The following is a 16,715-nucleotide window of genomic DNA, read 5'->3' as shown; positions in this document are numbered from 1 at the left end:
ACTCAGCATACGCCCCCAAATCGGCTGTGCCGAGATGGGCCCCCGATGAGGGCTTCGAAAAAAGGTCTGCATAAATATCGGCAACCATGAATAGTTTTGCTGTATAGTCTTGCCATGACTATTTCTGTTGCCGTCTCCGGTGCCAGTGGCTATGCCGGGGGAGAGGTGCTGCGCCTCCTGGCAGGCCATCCGGACGTCACCATCGGTGCCATCACTGCGCACAGCAATGCCGGTTCCAGACTAGGGGAGTTGCAGCCGCATCTCCATGGTTTGGCCAGCCGGATTCTCGAAGACACCAGCGTGGAAAACCTCGCTGGTCACGATGTGGTGTTCCTGGCGCTCCCGCATGGAGCTTCCGCCGGGATCGCGGCACAGTTACCCGAAGGCACGCTGGTGATCGACGCCGGTGCGGACCACCGGCTCGAAGACCCCGCGGCGTGGGAAAAGTTCTATGGTTCCTCCCACGCCGGGACCTGGCCTTACGGGCTGCCGGAACTCCCCGGCCAGCGCGACGCGCTCAAGGGCGCGAAGCGGATTGCCGTGCCCGGCTGCTACCCGACGTCGGCCCTCCTCGCCCTCACGCCCGGCTTCGCCCACAAGCTTCTCCAGCCGGACGACGTCGTGATTGTTTCCGCCTCCGGCACCTCGGGTGCCGGCAAGGCGGCCAAGGTGAACCTCATCGGTTCCGAGGTCATGGGCTCCATGAGTCCCTATGGCGTGGGCGGCGGACATCGCCACACCCCCGAGATCGAACAAGGACTTACCAACGCCGCTGGTGAACCGGTCACAGTGTCTTTCACTCCCACCCTCGCGCCCATGAGCCGCGGCATCCTGAGCACGGCAACAGCCAAGGTCAAGGCCGGCGTCACCGCTGCCGAACTCCGCAATGCCTGGGCTGAAGCGTACGACGACGAACCGTTCGTCCACTTGTTGCCCGAAGGCCAGTGGCCCACCACTAAATCGGTGCAGGGTTCGAACCACGCCGTCATGCAGTTGGCTTTCGACGAGCACTCCGGCCGCGTGGTTGTCACGTGCGCCATCGACAACCTGACCAAAGGGACCGCCGGCGGCGCCGTGCAGTCCATGAATATTGCCCTCGGCCTGGACGAATCCGCCGGCCTCAACGTCCAAGGAGTCGCCCCGTGACCATCACCGCCCCCCAGGGATTCCGGGCCGCCGGCGTCAAAGCCGGCATCAAGGCATCGGGCAATCCCGACCTCGCCCTGGTTGTCAACGACGGCCCCCTGAAAGCCGCAGCCGCCGTTTTCACCTCCAACCGCGTCGCCGCGGCTCCCGTGCACTGGTCCCGCCAGGTTCTCTCCGACGGGCGCGTCGACGCAGTGGTGCTGAATTCCGGCGGCGCCAACGCCTGCACCGGTCCGCAGGGATTCCAGAATACGCACGCAACCGCAGAGAAAGTGGCGGCCGTCCTCGGGATCTCTGCCTCCGACGTCGTGGTCTGCTCCACCGGACTCATCGGTGAGCAACTGCCCATGGACAAAATCATCCCGGGCATCGATGCAGCGTTGGCGGAGCTCTCCGAGGACGGCGGTCCCGCCGCAGCCACGGCGATCATGACCACGGACAGCGTGGCGAAGGAAGCAGTCTTCACCGGCACCGATGCCGGAGGCAACACATTCACGGTGGGGGGCATCGCGAAGGGCGCCGGCATGCTGGCGCCGGGCCTCGCAACCATGCTGGTGGTGCTCACCACCGATGCCCAGGTCCCGGCGGAAGAGCTCGACGTCGTGCTCCGCGACGCCACGCGCGTCACCTTCGACCGCACGGACTCGGACGGTTGCATGTCCACCAACGACACTGTGGTCCTGCTGGCCTCCGGGGCCTCCGAGGCCATCCCCTCCGCCGAACAGCTTGGCGCCGGAATCACCCAGGTGTGTGCCGAGCTTGCCCGCAAGCTGATCGGCGACGCCGAAGGCGCAAGCCACGACATCGCCATCCGTACGTTCAACGCGGCGAGCGAGCGCGACGCCGAAATCGTCAGCCGCTCCGTGGCCCGCTCCAACCTCTTCAAGACCGCCATCTTCGGCAAGGACCCGAACTGGGGCCGCGTCCTGTCCTCGGTGGGCACCACGGACGCCGTCTTCGAACCGGACCAGCTCAACGTCTCGATGAACGGCATCCAGATCTGCCGCAACGGCAGCATCGGCGACGACCGCAACCTGGTTGATCTCGAGCCCCGCGAGGTGCTCGTGGAAATCGACCTGCAGGCCGGCGACGCCGAGGCCACCATCTGGACCAACGACCTCACGCACGAGTACGTGCATGAGAACAGCGCCTACTCGAGCTAGACGGGATGACCATGACTGCGCACACCCGCGAAAATACGTCGATGAGCGATGCCCAGGACAAGGCCGCGACCCTGATCGAGGCGCTGCCGTGGATCCAGCGCTTCGCCGGCACCACCATGGTGATCAAGTACGGCGGCAATGCCATGGTCAACGAGGAACTCCGCCGTGCCTTCGCCGAGGATGTCGTGTTCCTGCACCACGTGGGTATCCACCCGGTCGTGGTGCATGGAGGTGGCCCGCAGATCAACTCGATGCTCGGCCGGCTAGGCATCGAATCCGAATTCAAGGGCGGCCTGCGCGTCACCACCCCCGAAGCCATGGACGTGGTCCGCATGGTGCTCACCGGACAAGTGGGCCGCGAACTCGTGGGCCTCATCAACTCCCACGGCCCCTATGCCGTGGGCATGTCCGGTGAGGACGGCGGACTCCTGCGTGCCGTGCGCACCGGCACAGTGGTGAACGGGGAAGAAGTGGACCTTGGCCTCGTTGGCGAAGTGGTGGGTGTTGATCCCACGGGTATCGAGGACATCCTCGACGCCGGCCGCATCCCGGTGATTTCCACGGTCGCCCCCGAGATCCTTGACGAGGGGGACGGCACGGGCTCCACTACGGGGCAGGTCCTCAACGTCAACGCGGACACCGCTGCAGCGGCGGTCGCCTCAGCGCTGGGCGCATCCAAGCTCGTCATCCTGACCGACGTCGAAGGCCTCTACGCCAACTGGCCGGACAAGTCCTCGCTCATCTCCTCGCTGACGGCCACGGAGTTGCGGGAGATGCTGCCGCGCCTGGAGTCCGGCATGATCCCGAAGATGGCGGCCTGCCTGAAGGCCATTGACGAAGGTGTGGAACAAGCCCACATTGTGGACGGCCGCCTGCCGCACTCCATGCTCCTGGAAACCTTTACGACCGCGGGCATCGGAACCCAAGTAGTCCCCGACGAGGAAGTAGACGCATGAGTCCCACCGAACTAAGCCATTCCGCCGAAACCACCCTCGTTTCCCAGAGCACGGGAAGTGACTGGCTGGCCCGCTACTCTTCTTCGCTCATGGGGGTCTTCGGCACACCGCAGCGGGTCTTGGTCCGTGGTGCAGGGGCCCTGGTGTGGGACGCCGACGGCAAGGAATACCTGGACCTCCTTGGTGGCATTGCCGTGAACGCCCTGGGCCATGCCCACCCGTTCGTCACCTCGGTGATCGCCAGCCAGCTGGCCACCCTGGGCCACGTCTCGAATTTCTTCACGAGCCCCACGCAGATCGCCCTCGCCGAGAAACTGCTGGCCATCACCAAAGCTCCTGCCGGATCCAAGGTGTTCTTCGCCAACTCCGGCACGGAAGCCAACGAAGCCGCGTTCAAGCTGGCGCGGCGCAACAGTGAAGCCCCCGCCGGTGCAAAGTCAGCCAAGCGCACCAAGATCATCGCCCTCGAAGGTGCCTTCCACGGCCGCACGATGGGTGCGCTCGCCTTGACCGCCAAGGAAGCATATCGGGCGCCGTTCGAGCCGTTGCCCGGCGGCGTGGTCCACATCCCGTTCGGCGACATCGAGGCTCTCCGTGCCGCCGTCGACGAAACCACGGCCGCAGTGTTCCTCGAGCCCATCCAGGGCGAAGCCGGCGTCCGCCCGCTCAGTGTCGAGTACTTGCGGGCGGCCCGCGAAGCCACCACCGCTGCCGGCGCGCTGCTGATACTGGACGAGGTCCAGACCGGCATCGGCCGGACCGGCAAATGGTTGGCCATCGAAGACGCCGGAATCGTCCCCGACGCCGTGACCCTCGCGAAGGGCCTGGGCGGCGGCTTCCCGGTCGGCGCGCTCATCACCTTCGGCGGGCCGACGTCGTCGCTCCTGACCGCGGGCCAGCACGGCACCACGTTCGGCGGGAATCCGGTGGCCACGGCCGCCGCCCTCGCCACCTTGCATGCCATCGAAAGCCAGGGCGTGCTGGCGAACGTGCTCGCCGTCGGCGCCCGCCTGCGGGCCGGACTGTCCGACGTCGACGCTGTCACCGAGGTGCGGGGCGAAGGTCTCCTGATCGGTTTCGACGTTGACGCCGACATCGCGCCCGCCATGGTGACCGCCGCGCTCGACGCAGGCTTCATCATCAACAGTCCCGGCCCGCGCACCATCCGGCTGGCTCCGCCGCTCATCCTCACCCCTGAGCAAGCCGACAGTTTCCTCGACGCGCTGCCGGGCATCATCAAGGCCGCGGCAGCCGTGAACGCTAAGGACGCACAGTGAACCCCACCACACGTCACTTCCTCAAGGACACGGACCTCACTCCGGCCGAACAAGCCGAGGTGCTCGAGCTCGCCGTTCGGATGAAGGCCGCCCCGTACAGCGTCCAACCATTCGCAGCGGACGGCAACGGGCGCAAGACCGTCGCCGTCATCTTCGACAAGACCTCCACACGTACCCGTGTGTCCTTCGCAACCGGTATTGCCGACATGGGCGGCAACGCGCTCATCATCAATCCCGGCGAGGCGCAGATCGGCCACAAGGAATCCGTGGAAGACACTGCGAAGGTCCTCGAACGCATGGTCTCCACTATCGTGTGGCGCACCTCGGCGCACTCCGGCCTCGTAGCCATGGCCGAAAACTCCAAGGTTCCCGTCATCAATGCCCTATGCGATGACTACCACCCCTGCCAGCTTCTGGCAGACCTCCTGGCGGTCAAAGAGCACAAGGGCGAACTCAAGGGCCTGACGATGGCTTACCTGGGCGACGCCGCGAACAACATGGCCAACTCCTACCTGCTGGCAGGCGTCACGGCGGGCATGCACGTCAGGATCTCGGGCCCGGAAGGCTACCTGCCGGCCGCCGAGATCGTTGCAGCAGCGGAGGAGCGCGCCGCCGAGACCGGCGGTTCCGTGCTCATCACTACCAACGCCACGGAAGCCCTCGACGGTGCCGACGTCGTCGCGACCGATACTTGGGTGTCCATGGGCCAGGAAGCCGAAAAAGAAGCGCGCATGCAGCTCTTCCGCGAGTACTCCGTAGACGAGGCGGCCATGGCACACGCCGCGCCGGACGCCGTCGTGCTCCACTGCCTGCCCGCCTACCGCGGCTACGAAATCTCCGCCGGCGTGATCGACGGGCCCCAGTCCATCGTCTGGGACGAGGCCGAGAACCGCTTGCACGCCCAGAAGGCGCTCATGGCGTGGCTGATGCACAGGTCGGGACTCGCATTCGTCGACGGGCTTTCCCCCGTTGAAGGTAACGTTTCTCCCGGAAAAGGCGCTGCGGAGAGCACGTTCTAGTGTCCACCCATCCTGCGTCGCAAGGCGCCAGCCCCGCCACCAAGACCGCCCGGCAGGCGCGGATCACCGCGATCCTGACCGGTCAGTCGGTGCGCTCGCAAGCTGAGCTCGCAGCCTTGTTGGCGGACGACGGCGTGCAGGTCACCCAGGCGACCCTGTCCAGGGACCTGGTGGAACTGGGGGCGGTCCGCGTGCGCGGCAAGGACGGTGCCCTGGTTTACGCGGTGCCCGGCGAGGGAGGTGACCGCAATGCAAAGAGCGGTGTCACCCAGGAAATCCTGGACGCGCGCTTGTCGCGCCTCTGCGGCGAGCTGCTGGTCACCGCCGAGGCTTCGGGCAACATCGTGGTGCTGCGGACCCCGCCGGGTGCCGCCAACTTCCTCGCGCTGGCCATCGACCACTCGGTGATGCCGTCTGTATTGGGTACGATCGCAGGCGACGACACCTTGCTTTTGGTTGCCAGGGATCCAGACGGCGGCGCCGAGCTGGCAGCCCGATTCCTTCAGCTGGCCCAGGAAGCTGGACCGGGGAACTAATCTGTTCCACCCGGGCCTTCCGCCCGACCCAAGCATTTGACTCAAAAAGAACCAAGCAACAACAAAGGAGCACTCTCGTGACTGAGCGCATTGTTCTGGCCTACTCCGGTGGCCTTGATACTTCCGTAGCCATCGGCTGGATCGGTGAAGCCACCGGTGCCGAGGTCATCGCCGTGGCCGTTGACGTCGGACAGGGCGGCGAGTCGCTGGAGACCATCCGCCAGCGCGCCCTCGGCTGCGGCGCCGTCGAGGCCTACGTGGCCGACGCCCGCGACGAATTCGCCAACGAATACGCCATGCCGACGCTGAAGGCCAACGCCCTCTACCAAGGCCACTACCCGCTGGTTTCGGCGATCTCACGCCCCGTGATCGTCAAGCACCTCGTCAAGGCCGCCCGCGAATTCGGTGCCACCACAGTTGCGCACGGTTGCACGGGCAAGGGCAACGACCAGGTCCGCTTCGAGGTCGGTATCCAGACCCTCGGCCCGGACTTGAAGTGCATCGCACCGGTCCGCGACCTCGCCCTGACCCGCGACAAGGCCATCGCCTTCGCCGAGGAAAAGGGACTGCCGATCGAGACCACCAAAAAGAACCCGTACTCGATCGACCAGAACGTCTGGGGACGCGCCGTCGAAACCGGCTACCTCGAGGACATCTGGAACGCTCCCACCAAGGACATCTACGACTACACGGCCACCCCGGAATTCCCGCCGGCACCGGACGAAGTCACCATTACCTTCGAAGCCGGCATCCCGGTGGCCATCGACGGTGTCAAGCGCACTCCGCTGCAGGTCATCCAGGAACTGAACCGCCGCGCCGGCGCCCAAGGCGTTGGCCGCATCGACGTCGTCGAGGACCGCCTGGTCGGCATCAAGTCCCGCGAAATCTACGAAGCTCCGGGCGCCATGGCCCTCATCACCGCCCACAAGCACCTCGAGGACGTCACCATCGAGCGCGAGCAGGCCCGTTTCAAGGCCACCGTCGGCCAGCGTTGGTCCGAGCTGGTCTACGACGGCCAGTGGTTCTCCCCGCTCAAGCGCTCCCTGGATGCCTTCATCGAGGACACCCAGAAGTACGTGTCCGGCGACATCCGCATGGTCCTGCACGGCGGCCAGGCCATCGTCAACGGCCGCCGCTCCGACACCTCGCTCTACGACTTCGACCTCGCCACCTACGACACCGGCGACACGTTCGACCAGTCGCAGGCCAAGGGCTTCATTGAGCTGTGGGGAATGTCCTCCAAGGTCGCCGCAGGCCGCGACCTGCGGGTTTCGGAAAAGTAGCACCTGTGGCTGAGCCAAAATCGGAAGCAACGAATACGGGCGCACTGTGGGGCGGCCGGTTCGCCGGCGGCCCTGCAGATGCGCTCGCCGCACTGAGCAAGTCCACGCACTTCGATTGGCGGCTGGCCCGCTACGACATCGCCGGCTCCAAGGCGCATGCCCGCGTGCTGCACAAGGCCGGGCTGCTGGACGACGGCGAACTCGAAGGCATGCTCGCGGCGCTCACCCTGCTGGATGAGGACGTCGCGAGCGGCGCCTACCAGCCTGCCGAGAGCGATGAGGACGTGCACGGTTCCCTCGAACGCGGGCTCATTGAGCGCGCAGGAACCCATTTGGGCGGCAAGCTCCGGGCCGGGCGTTCGCGCAACGACCAAGTGGCCACGCTGGGCCGCATGTTCCTGCGCGACCACGCCCGCATCATCGCCCGCGGTGTGCTCGCCACGATCGATGCGCTCGTTGAGCAGGCCAAGGCCCATCAGGGCGTTGCCATGCCTGGACGGACGCACCTGCAGCATGCCCAGCCTGTCCTGTTGAGCCACCACCTGCTGGCCCACGCCTGGGCACTGTTGCGCGACGTGCAGCGGTTCCAGGACTGGGACAAGCGCGCCGGTGTCTCGCCGTACGGTTCCGGTGCCTTGGCCGGTTCCTCGCTCGGCCTGGATCCTGAGGCCGTCGCCGCGGATCTCGGGTTCTTCTCGGCGGTCCACAACTCGATCGACGGCACCGCCTCGCGGGATGTCTTCGCCGAGTTCGCATGGATCTGCTCGATGATCGGCATCGACCTGTCGCGGGTCTCGGAGGAAATCATCCTGTGGGCCACGAAGGAGTTCTCCTTCGTGACGCTTCATGATTCGTACTCCACGGGGTCTTCGATCATGCCGCAGAAGAAGAACCCGGACGTCGCCGAACTCGCCCGCGGCAAGGCAGGGCGCCTCATTGGCAACCTGGCCGGACTGTTGGCAACGCTCAAGGGCCTGCCGCTCGCGTACAACCGCGATCTGCAGGAAGACAAGGAACCGGTTTTCGACGCCGCGGACACCTTGGAAGTGCTGCTCCCGGCAGTGTCCGGCATGATTGCCACGCTCACGTTCAACACCGAGCGCATGGCAACCCTGGCACCGCAGGGCTTCGCGCTTGCCACGGACATCGCCGAGTGGCTGGTCCGCCAGGGCGTGCCGTTCCGGGAGGCGCACGAGCTCTCCGGTGCCGCGGTGAAGCTGGCTGAAGGACGCAGCGTTGAACTGTGGGACCTCACGGACGAAGAGTACGCGGGCATTTCGGAGCACCTGACCCCCGAGGTCCGCACCGTGCTCAGCACCGAAGGTTCGCTCAACAGCCGCAACTCCCAGGGCGGAACGGCTCCGGCCGCCGTCGAGCGCCAACTGCTTGCCCTCGAAGCCGAACTCGCGGCGGCACGGGGCTACGCCGGGTAACAACACCGGGTAACAACAAGGGGCCCACGCCCGCAGGGTTCCCTGGCCGAGCTTGCGAGGTTAGGGGCCGTGGGGATTTCGCGGCAGTTTTTTGCAAAAGCTGCCGCGAAATGCCCGCCGGTGTCAGTTAATCCTTGTTAACGGTCGTTAACCCTGTCGGATACTATGGCGCTATGACCGAGATCACTACAACAGCGCTTCTTGCCGAGCTCCACAAAGCAGCCGGCACTGTCACCGACGTTGTCGCCAAACTCGACGACGCCGATGTTACAGCTCCCTCGGAGCTGCCCGGGTGGACCCGCGGCCATGTGCTGGCGCACATTGCCGGCATCTCCAACGCCATGGCCCGCCAGCTGGAATACGCAGCACGCGGCGAGACCATCGACATCTACGACGGCGGCTACGAGGGCCGTACGAAGGCCATTGAGCTGGCGGCGAGCCACAGCCTCGCTGAACACCGCGCCGCCACGGAAGCTGCCCTCTCCCGGGCCCTGAGGGCCTTCGACGGGCTCGTGGAGTCCGGCTGGAACACCCGGATCAGCTTCCGGAATGGAACAGTGCTCGACGGCGGTTTGGCGCTCTGGCGCGAACTGGTCATCCACGTCTCGGATCTGGGAGTCGGTCGCGGCCCGGAGGCCTGGAGCCGGCAATTCTGCGAGCATCTCTTCGATTTCCTCTCGGCCCGTGTCCCGGCCGACCAGAAGTTCGTGCTTCAGCCACTGGGTCTCCCTCAACTGGTCATCGGCTCGGGACGGCAGTCCGTCGCCATCAACGGAATGATCACGGATATCGCAGCCTGGCTCGCCGGCCGGACGCCTAACCTGGGGAGCCTGCGGGCCTCCGCCGACGCGGACGGTGTTGACCTGCCGGAACTTCTCCCGTGGCCATCGAGCGTTCCCGCGGCGCACTAACGCTGACGCGTTTGCTTGCGGCTGCCCGCCACAAGTGCATCGTGGCGTAGGAACGCCACGGGCTCACGTTGCGGAAGTCGGCAGGCAGGCCTTCCGCGGCCGCCAGGTTCTTGAGGCCGTTCCGGACCGCCGCATCGTTGGCGAGGAAGACGTCCGGGTCGCCGATGACCCTCATCGCCACATAGCCCACGGTCCAGGGTCCGACGCCGGGCAGCGGCAACAGTTTGTCCGCCAGCGTATGGGGGTCGTCGCCGTAGTCGAAGTCCAGCTCCCCGCCGGCCATGGCTGCCGCCGCGGCCAGCACGGAATCTATGCGGCGCTGCGGACCCTTCAGCAGTTCCCGGCCCGAGCGGGCGATCTCCTCGGCCGTGGGAAAGAGGCGATCCAGGCCCAGCGCATGCCCTGCGTGCCCTTCCGGCAGGCGGGTTCCTGCGTCGGAAAGCTGGGTCAACGCCGTGCGGGCGGCGGCTACCGTGATTTGCTGGCCGATCATCGCGCGGACGAGGAGTTCCTGGGGATCCACTGCGCCCGGGACCCTGATTCCGGGCGTATCGCGAACCGACGGGCCGAGCCTGGCATCGGCGGCCAGCGCCTCGTCGACGGCGACGGGATCGGCGTCGAGATCGAACAATCGCCGCACCCGGCTGAGGAGCACGGGAAGATCGTGAAGATCCAGGGTGCTGACGGCCAGGGTCAGGGCACCGCCGCGCGCCCCGGCGTCGTACTCCACGGTGAACGCGGCGTTGCCGCGGGGCAAGCGGAGGGTTCGCGTATAGCTGTTTGCGCTCGCCAGCTCGACGCCGGGAACGGCGCGGGCCACAAGGAAGTCGAAAATCCCCGTATCGAAAGGCTCCCGGTATGGCAGGTTGAGGGTCAGGGACGTAGCCTCGCCTTGCCTGCCTTGATGGCCCAAGGGTTTCGCGGTGGCCCGGAGCGCTGTGGGAGTCAGGGCGAAGACCTCGTTGATGGTGTCGTTGAACTGGCGGACACTGTTGAATCCGGCAGCGAACGCCACGTCCGAGAGTTTCATCGAGGTCGAGACCAAGAGCGTCCTGGCGGTCTGCGCACGGCTGGCCCTCGCCAAGGACAGCGGCCCGGCGCCGAGTTCATGGCTGAGGATCCTGTTGAGCTGGCGGGAAGAGTAGCCCAGCCTGGTGGCGAGTCCTTCCACGCCGACCCGGGAGAGTGCGCCGTCGTTGATGAGCCGCATCGCCCTACCGGCGACGTCCGAGCGCAGGTTCCACGCCGGCGTGCCTGGAACCGCTTCCGGGAGGCAGCGTTTGCACGCCCTGTACCCGGCCTCGTGCGCGGCGGCCGAGGTTTCGTAGAACGTCACGTTTTCGGCTTTGGGTGTCCGTGCCGGGCACGACGGCCGGCAGTAGATGCCCGTCGAGCGGACGGCGGTGAAGAACTGGCCGTCGAACCGGGGATCCCGCGCATCGATGGCACGGTAGCGTTGCCAAAAATCCATGGCTTCATCCTTTCAGCATCGGCAGGCCCTTCCTAGCGGAAATCGGACATTGCCGGCGGCGGATCCAGGCCGCGGATTTGCTAGGGTCTGGGCATGACAACGCTGGGTGCATCCCCGGAGGCCATCCGGGCCATTCTTTCCGGAGATCCGCGGGACGTTGCCCCTTTGCTCCTTGGCGCCGTGCTGAGCTACCGGACTCCTGAGGGCACGGTATCCGTCCGGCTCAGTGAGGTGGAAGCGTATCTGGGTCCGCGGGGCTCGGCCCAACCCGATCCTGGATCCCATACCTTTGGCGGGCCCACCCTCCGGAACGCACCCATGTTCGGCCCGGCAGGGCACTTGTACGTCTACTTCACGTATGGCATGCACTATTGCGCCAACATTGTCTGCGGTCCCGACGGCGTTGCGTCCGCGCTGCTGTTGCGGGCAGGGGAGGTCGTGGCCGGGCAGGCCCTGGCACAGTCCCGCCGTCCGGCGTCGAAGTCGCTGACCGACCTCGCCAGCGGGCCCGCCCGGCTTGCCTCCGCTATGGGGCTGACCACGGCGGACAGCGGCCGCGATGCCCTGGCTGAACCGTTCGGCCTCGAACTTCCGGTCACGCCGGCGGCGCCCTCGGCAGTCGCGAGCGGTCTCCGCGTAGGAGTATCCGGCGACGGCGGTTCCGCCGACTACCCGTGGCGGTTTTGGCTTTCCGGGGACCCCACAGTGTCCCGCTACAAGCCGGGCCGGGGCCGCGCCGTCGAGAAGCCTTTGTAGGAGCCCGGGGAGGAGTCCCTCAAGCGGCGTGTTCGGTCCGGGTCGGTTCGGCGACATACGCGCAGTGGTTGTCGGGCACTTCGAAGGGCGCCAGGCGGCCGAGCAACGACTCACGTACCTGGGGCCATTCGTCGCGCAGGATCGAGAAAACGGCGGTGTCGCAACGGCTGCCGTCAGGAGCGAAACGATGCCCGCGCAGCGTGCCCTCGTAGCTGGCCCCGAGCCGCTGAATGGCCGAGGCGCTGCGCGTATTGCGGGCATCGCAGCGGAAGGCAACCCGGTGGACGTCCAGGACATCGAAGGAGTAGGCCAGCAGCAGTTGCTTCGCGGCCGGATTGACGTGACTGCCCCAGAAAGGGCGCCCGTAAAAAGTGCCGCCGATTTCCAGTCGCTGTTGGCGGGGACTGTACTCGCACAGGGAGGAGGTTCCAAGCAGGGCTCCCGTCCGTTGCTCGACGACGGCGAAAGGTAAGGTTGCCGGATCTTCGAGGCGGGCCGCGAAGAGTTCGGCCAGTTCCGCGGCGCTCAAAGGCTGCTCGGCGGCCATGCCGGCCCACATCCCGGAGTCCACGAAATCGAAGAGCGGACCGGCATGTGCGGGGGAGAGCGGGACCAGGCTGATGCCGTGTCGGGTCAGGGCAACGTCGTGCTGCATTGCAGCATTGAAGCACCACTGGGTACGGATGGAAAAGCTCAGGAGGTTAGCGCCGGGTGAACATTGCGTGACGCACCGGCGTGCGGGCAGTTTCACGCACGTCAAGCAAAACCGCTGTAGAATGGACGGTCCGTCTTTTTCGATAGGGGAACGTTTCGATGCACGACGCTGATTTGATCCACGAGCGGGAGTACGTGGCCGGTCTCTACTCGCGCCTGGATGAGCTGCGGGAGGAAAAGCGCCAACAGCTGGCGCAGGTCCGGCGCGCCGGAGCGGTGGGCACCATGCAGAACGTTTCCGAAAGGGACGCCTTCGCGGCATTGTACGAGGACCGCCTCGCCCAGCTCGACGCCGTCGACGACCGCCTCGTGTTCGGGCGGCTTGACCTGGACACCGGAGAGGCGCAGTACATCGGCCGCATCGGACTGTCCACCGCGGACCTCCAGCGGCTTATGGTCGACTGGCGCGCCCCGGAAGCCGGCCACTTCTACCAGGCGACCGCTTTCGACCGCCAGGGCGTCCGCCGCCGTCGCCACCTGATCCTGCAAGGCCGCGAGGTCAAGGCGATCGAAGACGATGTCCTGGATGCCAGCATGCTGGCGGACAACGCCTCGCTCCAGGGTGAGGGCGCACTCCTTGCCGCCCTGAATTCCAAGCGCACCGGCCGCATGTCGGACATCGTCGGCACCATCCAGTCCGAGCAGGACCGGATCATCCGTTCATCCATGTCGGGTGCCTTGGTTGTCCAAGGTGGTCCCGGTACCGGAAAGACGGCCGTCGCGCTCCACCGCGCCGCCTACCTGCTTTACACCCACCGTGACCGCCTGAAGTCCGCGGGCGTGCTGCTCGTCGGGCCTTCCTCGTCGTTCATGCACTACATCGAGCGGGTCCTGCCTTCCCTCGGCGAGACCGGCGTCGTCATGGCGAGCCTGGGCCGCCTCATGCCCGGCATCCATGCCGTCCCGGAAGCGGATCCCGACGTCGCAGCGCTCAAGGGCAAGCTGAACATGGCGGAGGTCATTGCCAATGCCGTGGCCAACCGGCAGCGGACTCCCGCAGAGGACCGTATCCTCGAGGTCGATTCCCGCAAGCTCACGCTGTCCGTGCGGCAAGTCCGCCGCGCCCGGGACAGAGCCCGCGCCACCGGCAAGCCGCACAACGAAGCGCGAGTGACGTTCGTGAAGATCCTGCTGCGCGAACTCACGGAACAGCTGACGGAGATCGTCGAGGAATCGAACATCGGCAACAACGCCGACCGTTCCTACCTCGCCGAAGACGTCCGTTCGGCACGCGACGTCAGGATCGTCCTGAACCTGTGCTGGATGCCCATGACGCCCGAGAAGCTCGTCTCCGAGCTCTTCAGCAAGCCCGCCATCCTGGAAGCCTGCACTCCGCACCTCACGCCGGCGCAGCGCGCCCTCTTGCTTCGCCCTGCGGATGCCCCGTGGACGGAAGCCGATGTTCCGCTGCTCGACGAGGCCGCTGAGCTCCTGGGCGAGCTGGATCCTGCCGCAGGCAGGGGACTGGCACAGCAAGAACACGACCGTGCCCGCGACATCGCGAACGCCAAGCAGACGCTTGTCAACATGGAGGCCATGGGCGTCGACGTGTTGATGACGGCCGAGGAACTGGCCGACCAGAACCAGGAACGCGAAACGCGCCTGACAGCAGCAGAACGAGCCACGAGCGACCGTTCGTGGGCGTTCGGGCACATCGTGGTGGACGAAGCCCAGGAACTCTCGCCCATGCAGTGGCGGCTATTGGTCCGCCGGTGCCCGTTGAAGTCCTTCACGATCGTCGGCGACATCGCCCAGACGAGTTCCTCCGCCGGTGCGAATTCGTGGCAAAGTGCCCTCGCGCCGTCGTTCGGAGACCGCTGGCAGCTCGAAGAACTCACCGTCAACTACCGCACCCCCTCGCAGATCGCAGAAGCGGCAGTCCGCATGGCGAACCGCGCTGGGCTGGTGGTCTCGGCTCCCAAGGCCGTGCGTGAAGGTAAATGGTCGCCCATCGTGGACCGCGTGGACGAAACGGGGATGGTGGACCGTCTCGTCGAAATCCTTCCGGAGGAACTGGAAGCGATCGACGGCGGCCTCCTCGCCGTGATTGCCGACGGCGCCCTCCTGCCTCAGGCAGCAGCTGCCCTTCGTGGGGTCTATGGCCACCGTGTGGGCACCGGAGCGGGCAGCTACTCCCAGGACATCGTGGTGATCAGTCCCAAGGAAGCCAAGGGACTGGAGTTCGATGGCGTGGTTGTTCTTGAGCCTGCTGCCATGCTGAACCACGAACATGGGAAGGTGGGCGATCTTTACGTCGCCATGACGCGTCCGACGCAGCGGCTGCGCCTCATTACCGCCGCGCCGTTGCCTGCGGGTATCGAGCGCTGAGCCATGCAAGCAAGCCCCACGGCAATCCTGCTAACTTAGAACTCGTGTCACACGTAAACAACCTCGAGTCCCAACACAACGACCCGGGCTTTGCCAATATCTGGCAAGAGCTCAAATGGCGCGGCCTTATCCACGTTTCCACTGATGAAACGGAACTGGAAAAGCTCCTCGCCGGGGACCCGATCACGTATTACTGTGGCTTCGATCCCACGGCTCCGTCCCTGCACCTTGGCAACCTTGTCCAGCTCCTGCTCATGCGCCGCCTGCAGTTGGCCGGCCATAAGCCGCTCGGCCTGGTGGGCGGCTCCACCGGCCTGATCGGCGACCCGCGCCCGACGGCGGAACGCACCTTGAACACCAAGGACACCGTTTCGGAGTGGGTTGGCTACCTTCAGGCCCAGGTCCGCCGCTTCCTTAGCTTCGAGGGTGACAACGCGGCACGCATGGTGAACAACCTTGACTGGACCGCGCCCTTGAGTGCCATCGATTTCCTGCGCGAAATCGGCAAGCACTTCCGCGTGGGTACCATGCTCCGCAAGGATGCCGTTGCCTCCCGTCTCAGCTCCGATGAGGGCATCAGCTACACCGAGTTCAGCTACCAGATCCTGCAGGGCATGGATTACCTCCAGCTCAACCGCGACTACGATTGCGTGCTGCAGACCGGCGGTTCGGACCAGTGGGGCAACCTCACGAGTGGCACGGAGCTCATCCGCAAGGTCGACGGGAAGGTTGTTCACGCCCTCGGCACGCCCCTCATCACCAACTCGGACGGAACGAAGTTCGGTAAGAGCGAAGGCAACGCCATTTGGCTGGACGCCCACATGTGCAGCCCCTACGCCTTCTACCAGTTCTGGCTCAACACCGCGGATGCCGACGTCGTTGACCGTCTCAAGGTCTTCACTTTCCTGAGCCGCGCCGAGATTGAGGAACTTGGAACCGCTGTTGCCGAGCGCCCGTTCGCGCGCGAGGGCCAGCGCAGGCTCGCCTACGAAGTCACCTCGCTGGTGCATGGAGTCGATGCGACGGAGAAAGTGATCGCCGCTTCGGCTGCGCTGTTCGGCAATGGCGATCTCTCGGTTCTGGACGAAGTGACCTTGGCGTCCGCAACGGCTGAGCTGCCGTCTGCCTCGATCGGCGCGGATGGCCTTGGCATCGTCGACCTCCTGGTTGCTTCCGGACTGTCCGAGAGCAAGTCTGCTGCCCGACGCACGGTGGGGGAGGGCGGCGCCTATGTGAACAACAGCAAGGTAACCGATCCCGACGCCGTGATCGACCAGGCGGAACTGCTTCACGGTCGATACCTGTTGTTGCGTCGCGGGAAGAAGAACCTGGCCACCGTCGAAGTGACCGTCTGACGCCTTCTATTGCACGCTCCTCCGGGCCGACTTGCGCGGCTCCGGGGGAGCGTGTATCGTTTTCTGAGTCGCTGCCGCTGAAGCGGATAAATTGCGACAAAATCCCATGGAATGTGAATAATCCGATTTAGACCAAAAGTCTGGGAATCGGATGATTTATAGACTCTGTGGCGAAATTCGATCCACTTGGGTGAATTTCCGGAGAAATCCTGGATTTGCAAAGTGGAAATGAATGAAATAAAGTAGAAACATCGCAGCGAAGAAATGCGGAACAGCGAATTCAATTGAATTTGTTCCGAGAAGTAATCGGATTGTGTCTGTTGTTTGAGAACTCAATAGTGTGCCAAGTTTGTTGATACCGATTTTT

At 65.4% G+C, this 16,715-nt stretch carries 14 protein-coding genes; 12 read left to right on the top strand and 2 right to left on the bottom strand.

Annotated features, from left to right (window positions below):
• Window positions 1-114: 114 nt before the first annotated feature.
• From argC to QRN59_RS18260, 9 genes are all read left to right on the top strand, one after another.
• Window positions 115-1,146, top strand: a complete 1,032-nt coding sequence (gene argC, locus QRN59_RS18300) for an N-acetyl-gamma-glutamyl-phosphate reductase (RefSeq protein ID WP_284983895.1) — start codon at window positions 115-117, stop codon at window positions 1,144-1,146.
• A complete protein-coding gene (gene argJ / locus QRN59_RS18295; protein WP_284983894.1) occupies window positions 1,143-2,309 on the top strand; it encodes a bifunctional glutamate N-acetyltransferase/amino-acid acetyltransferase ArgJ in 1,167 nt (388 codons plus the stop codon). Before argC ends, argJ begins: the two co-directional genes overlap by 4 nt.
• Before the next feature lie 11 nt (window positions 2,310-2,320).
• Window positions 2,321-3,265: an acetylglutamate kinase gene (gene argB, locus QRN59_RS18290; protein WP_284983893.1), complete on the top strand. Its 945-nt coding sequence runs from the start codon at window positions 2,321-2,323 to the stop codon at window positions 3,263-3,265.
• Complete coding sequence (locus QRN59_RS18285; protein ID WP_284983892.1) at window positions 3,262-4,542, top strand: acetylornithine transaminase; 1,281 nt, start codon at window positions 3,262-3,264, stop codon at window positions 4,540-4,542. Before argB ends, QRN59_RS18285 begins: the two co-directional genes overlap by 4 nt.
• Window positions 4,539-5,561, top strand: coding sequence for an ornithine carbamoyltransferase (gene argF, locus QRN59_RS18280; RefSeq protein WP_284983891.1), 1,023 nt, complete (start codon window positions 4,539-4,541; stop codon window positions 5,559-5,561). Before QRN59_RS18285 ends, argF begins: the two co-directional genes overlap by 4 nt.
• Window positions 5,561-6,097, top strand: a complete 537-nt coding sequence (locus QRN59_RS18275) for an arginine repressor (RefSeq protein ID WP_078105637.1) — start codon at window positions 5,561-5,563, stop codon at window positions 6,095-6,097. The genes argF and QRN59_RS18275 overlap by 1 nt, the downstream gene beginning before the upstream one ends.
• Before the next feature lie 77 nt (window positions 6,098-6,174).
• Window positions 6,175-7,380: an argininosuccinate synthase gene (locus QRN59_RS18270; RefSeq protein WP_284983890.1), complete on the top strand. Its 1,206-nt coding sequence runs from the start codon at window positions 6,175-6,177 to the stop codon at window positions 7,378-7,380.
• A 5-nt stretch (window positions 7,381-7,385) separates the two neighbouring features.
• Window positions 7,386-8,813 carry an argininosuccinate lyase gene (argH, locus tag QRN59_RS18265; protein WP_284983889.1) on the top strand — a complete coding sequence of 476 codons (1,428 nt, stop codon included), beginning with the start codon at window positions 7,386-7,388 and terminating at the stop codon, window positions 8,811-8,813.
• A gap of 173 nt (window positions 8,814-8,986) precedes the next feature.
• Complete coding sequence (locus QRN59_RS18260) at window positions 8,987-9,724, top strand: maleylpyruvate isomerase family mycothiol-dependent enzyme (RefSeq protein ID WP_284983888.1); 738 nt, start codon at window positions 8,987-8,989, stop codon at window positions 9,722-9,724.
• Here QRN59_RS18260 and QRN59_RS18255 read toward each other — a convergent pair.
• Window positions 9,630-11,195 (bottom strand): AlkA N-terminal domain-containing protein, encoded by a 1,566-nt coding sequence (locus QRN59_RS18255; protein ID WP_284983887.1) that lies wholly within the window; start codon window positions 11,193-11,195, stop codon window positions 9,630-9,632. The genes QRN59_RS18260 and QRN59_RS18255 overlap by 95 nt on opposite strands.
• Before the next feature lie 93 nt (window positions 11,196-11,288).
• Here QRN59_RS18255 and QRN59_RS18250 point away from each other — a divergent pair, with 93 nt between their 5' ends.
• A complete protein-coding gene (locus tag QRN59_RS18250; RefSeq protein WP_284983886.1) occupies window positions 11,289-11,951 on the top strand; it encodes a DNA-3-methyladenine glycosylase in 663 nt (220 codons plus the stop codon).
• Window positions 11,952-11,970: 19 nt separating this feature from the next.
• Here QRN59_RS18250 and QRN59_RS18245 read toward each other — a convergent pair whose 3' ends face one another.
• Window positions 11,971-12,606: a GNAT family N-acetyltransferase gene (locus QRN59_RS18245; protein ID WP_284983885.1), complete on the bottom strand. Its 636-nt coding sequence runs from the start codon at window positions 12,604-12,606 to the stop codon at window positions 11,971-11,973.
• Between the two features lie 158 nt (window positions 12,607-12,764).
• Between QRN59_RS18245 and QRN59_RS18240 the strand changes: the two genes are divergently transcribed.
• Both QRN59_RS18240 and tyrS read left to right on the top strand, forming a co-directional pair.
• A complete protein-coding gene (locus QRN59_RS18240) occupies window positions 12,765-14,993 on the top strand; it encodes a helicase domain-containing protein (RefSeq protein WP_284983884.1) in 2,229 nt (742 codons plus the stop codon).
• Between the two features lie 44 nt (window positions 14,994-15,037).
• A complete protein-coding gene (tyrS, locus tag QRN59_RS18235) occupies window positions 15,038-16,348 on the top strand; it encodes a tyrosine--tRNA ligase (RefSeq protein ID WP_284983883.1) in 1,311 nt (436 codons plus the stop codon).
• Window positions 16,349-16,715 lie beyond the last annotated feature (367 nt).

The organism is Arthrobacter sp. efr-133-TYG-118, from assembly GCF_030209755.1.
Taxonomy (GTDB): domain Bacteria; phylum Actinomycetota; class Actinomycetes; order Actinomycetales; family Micrococcaceae; genus Arthrobacter.
This window is presented reverse-complemented; position numbering and strand designations above follow the sequence as displayed.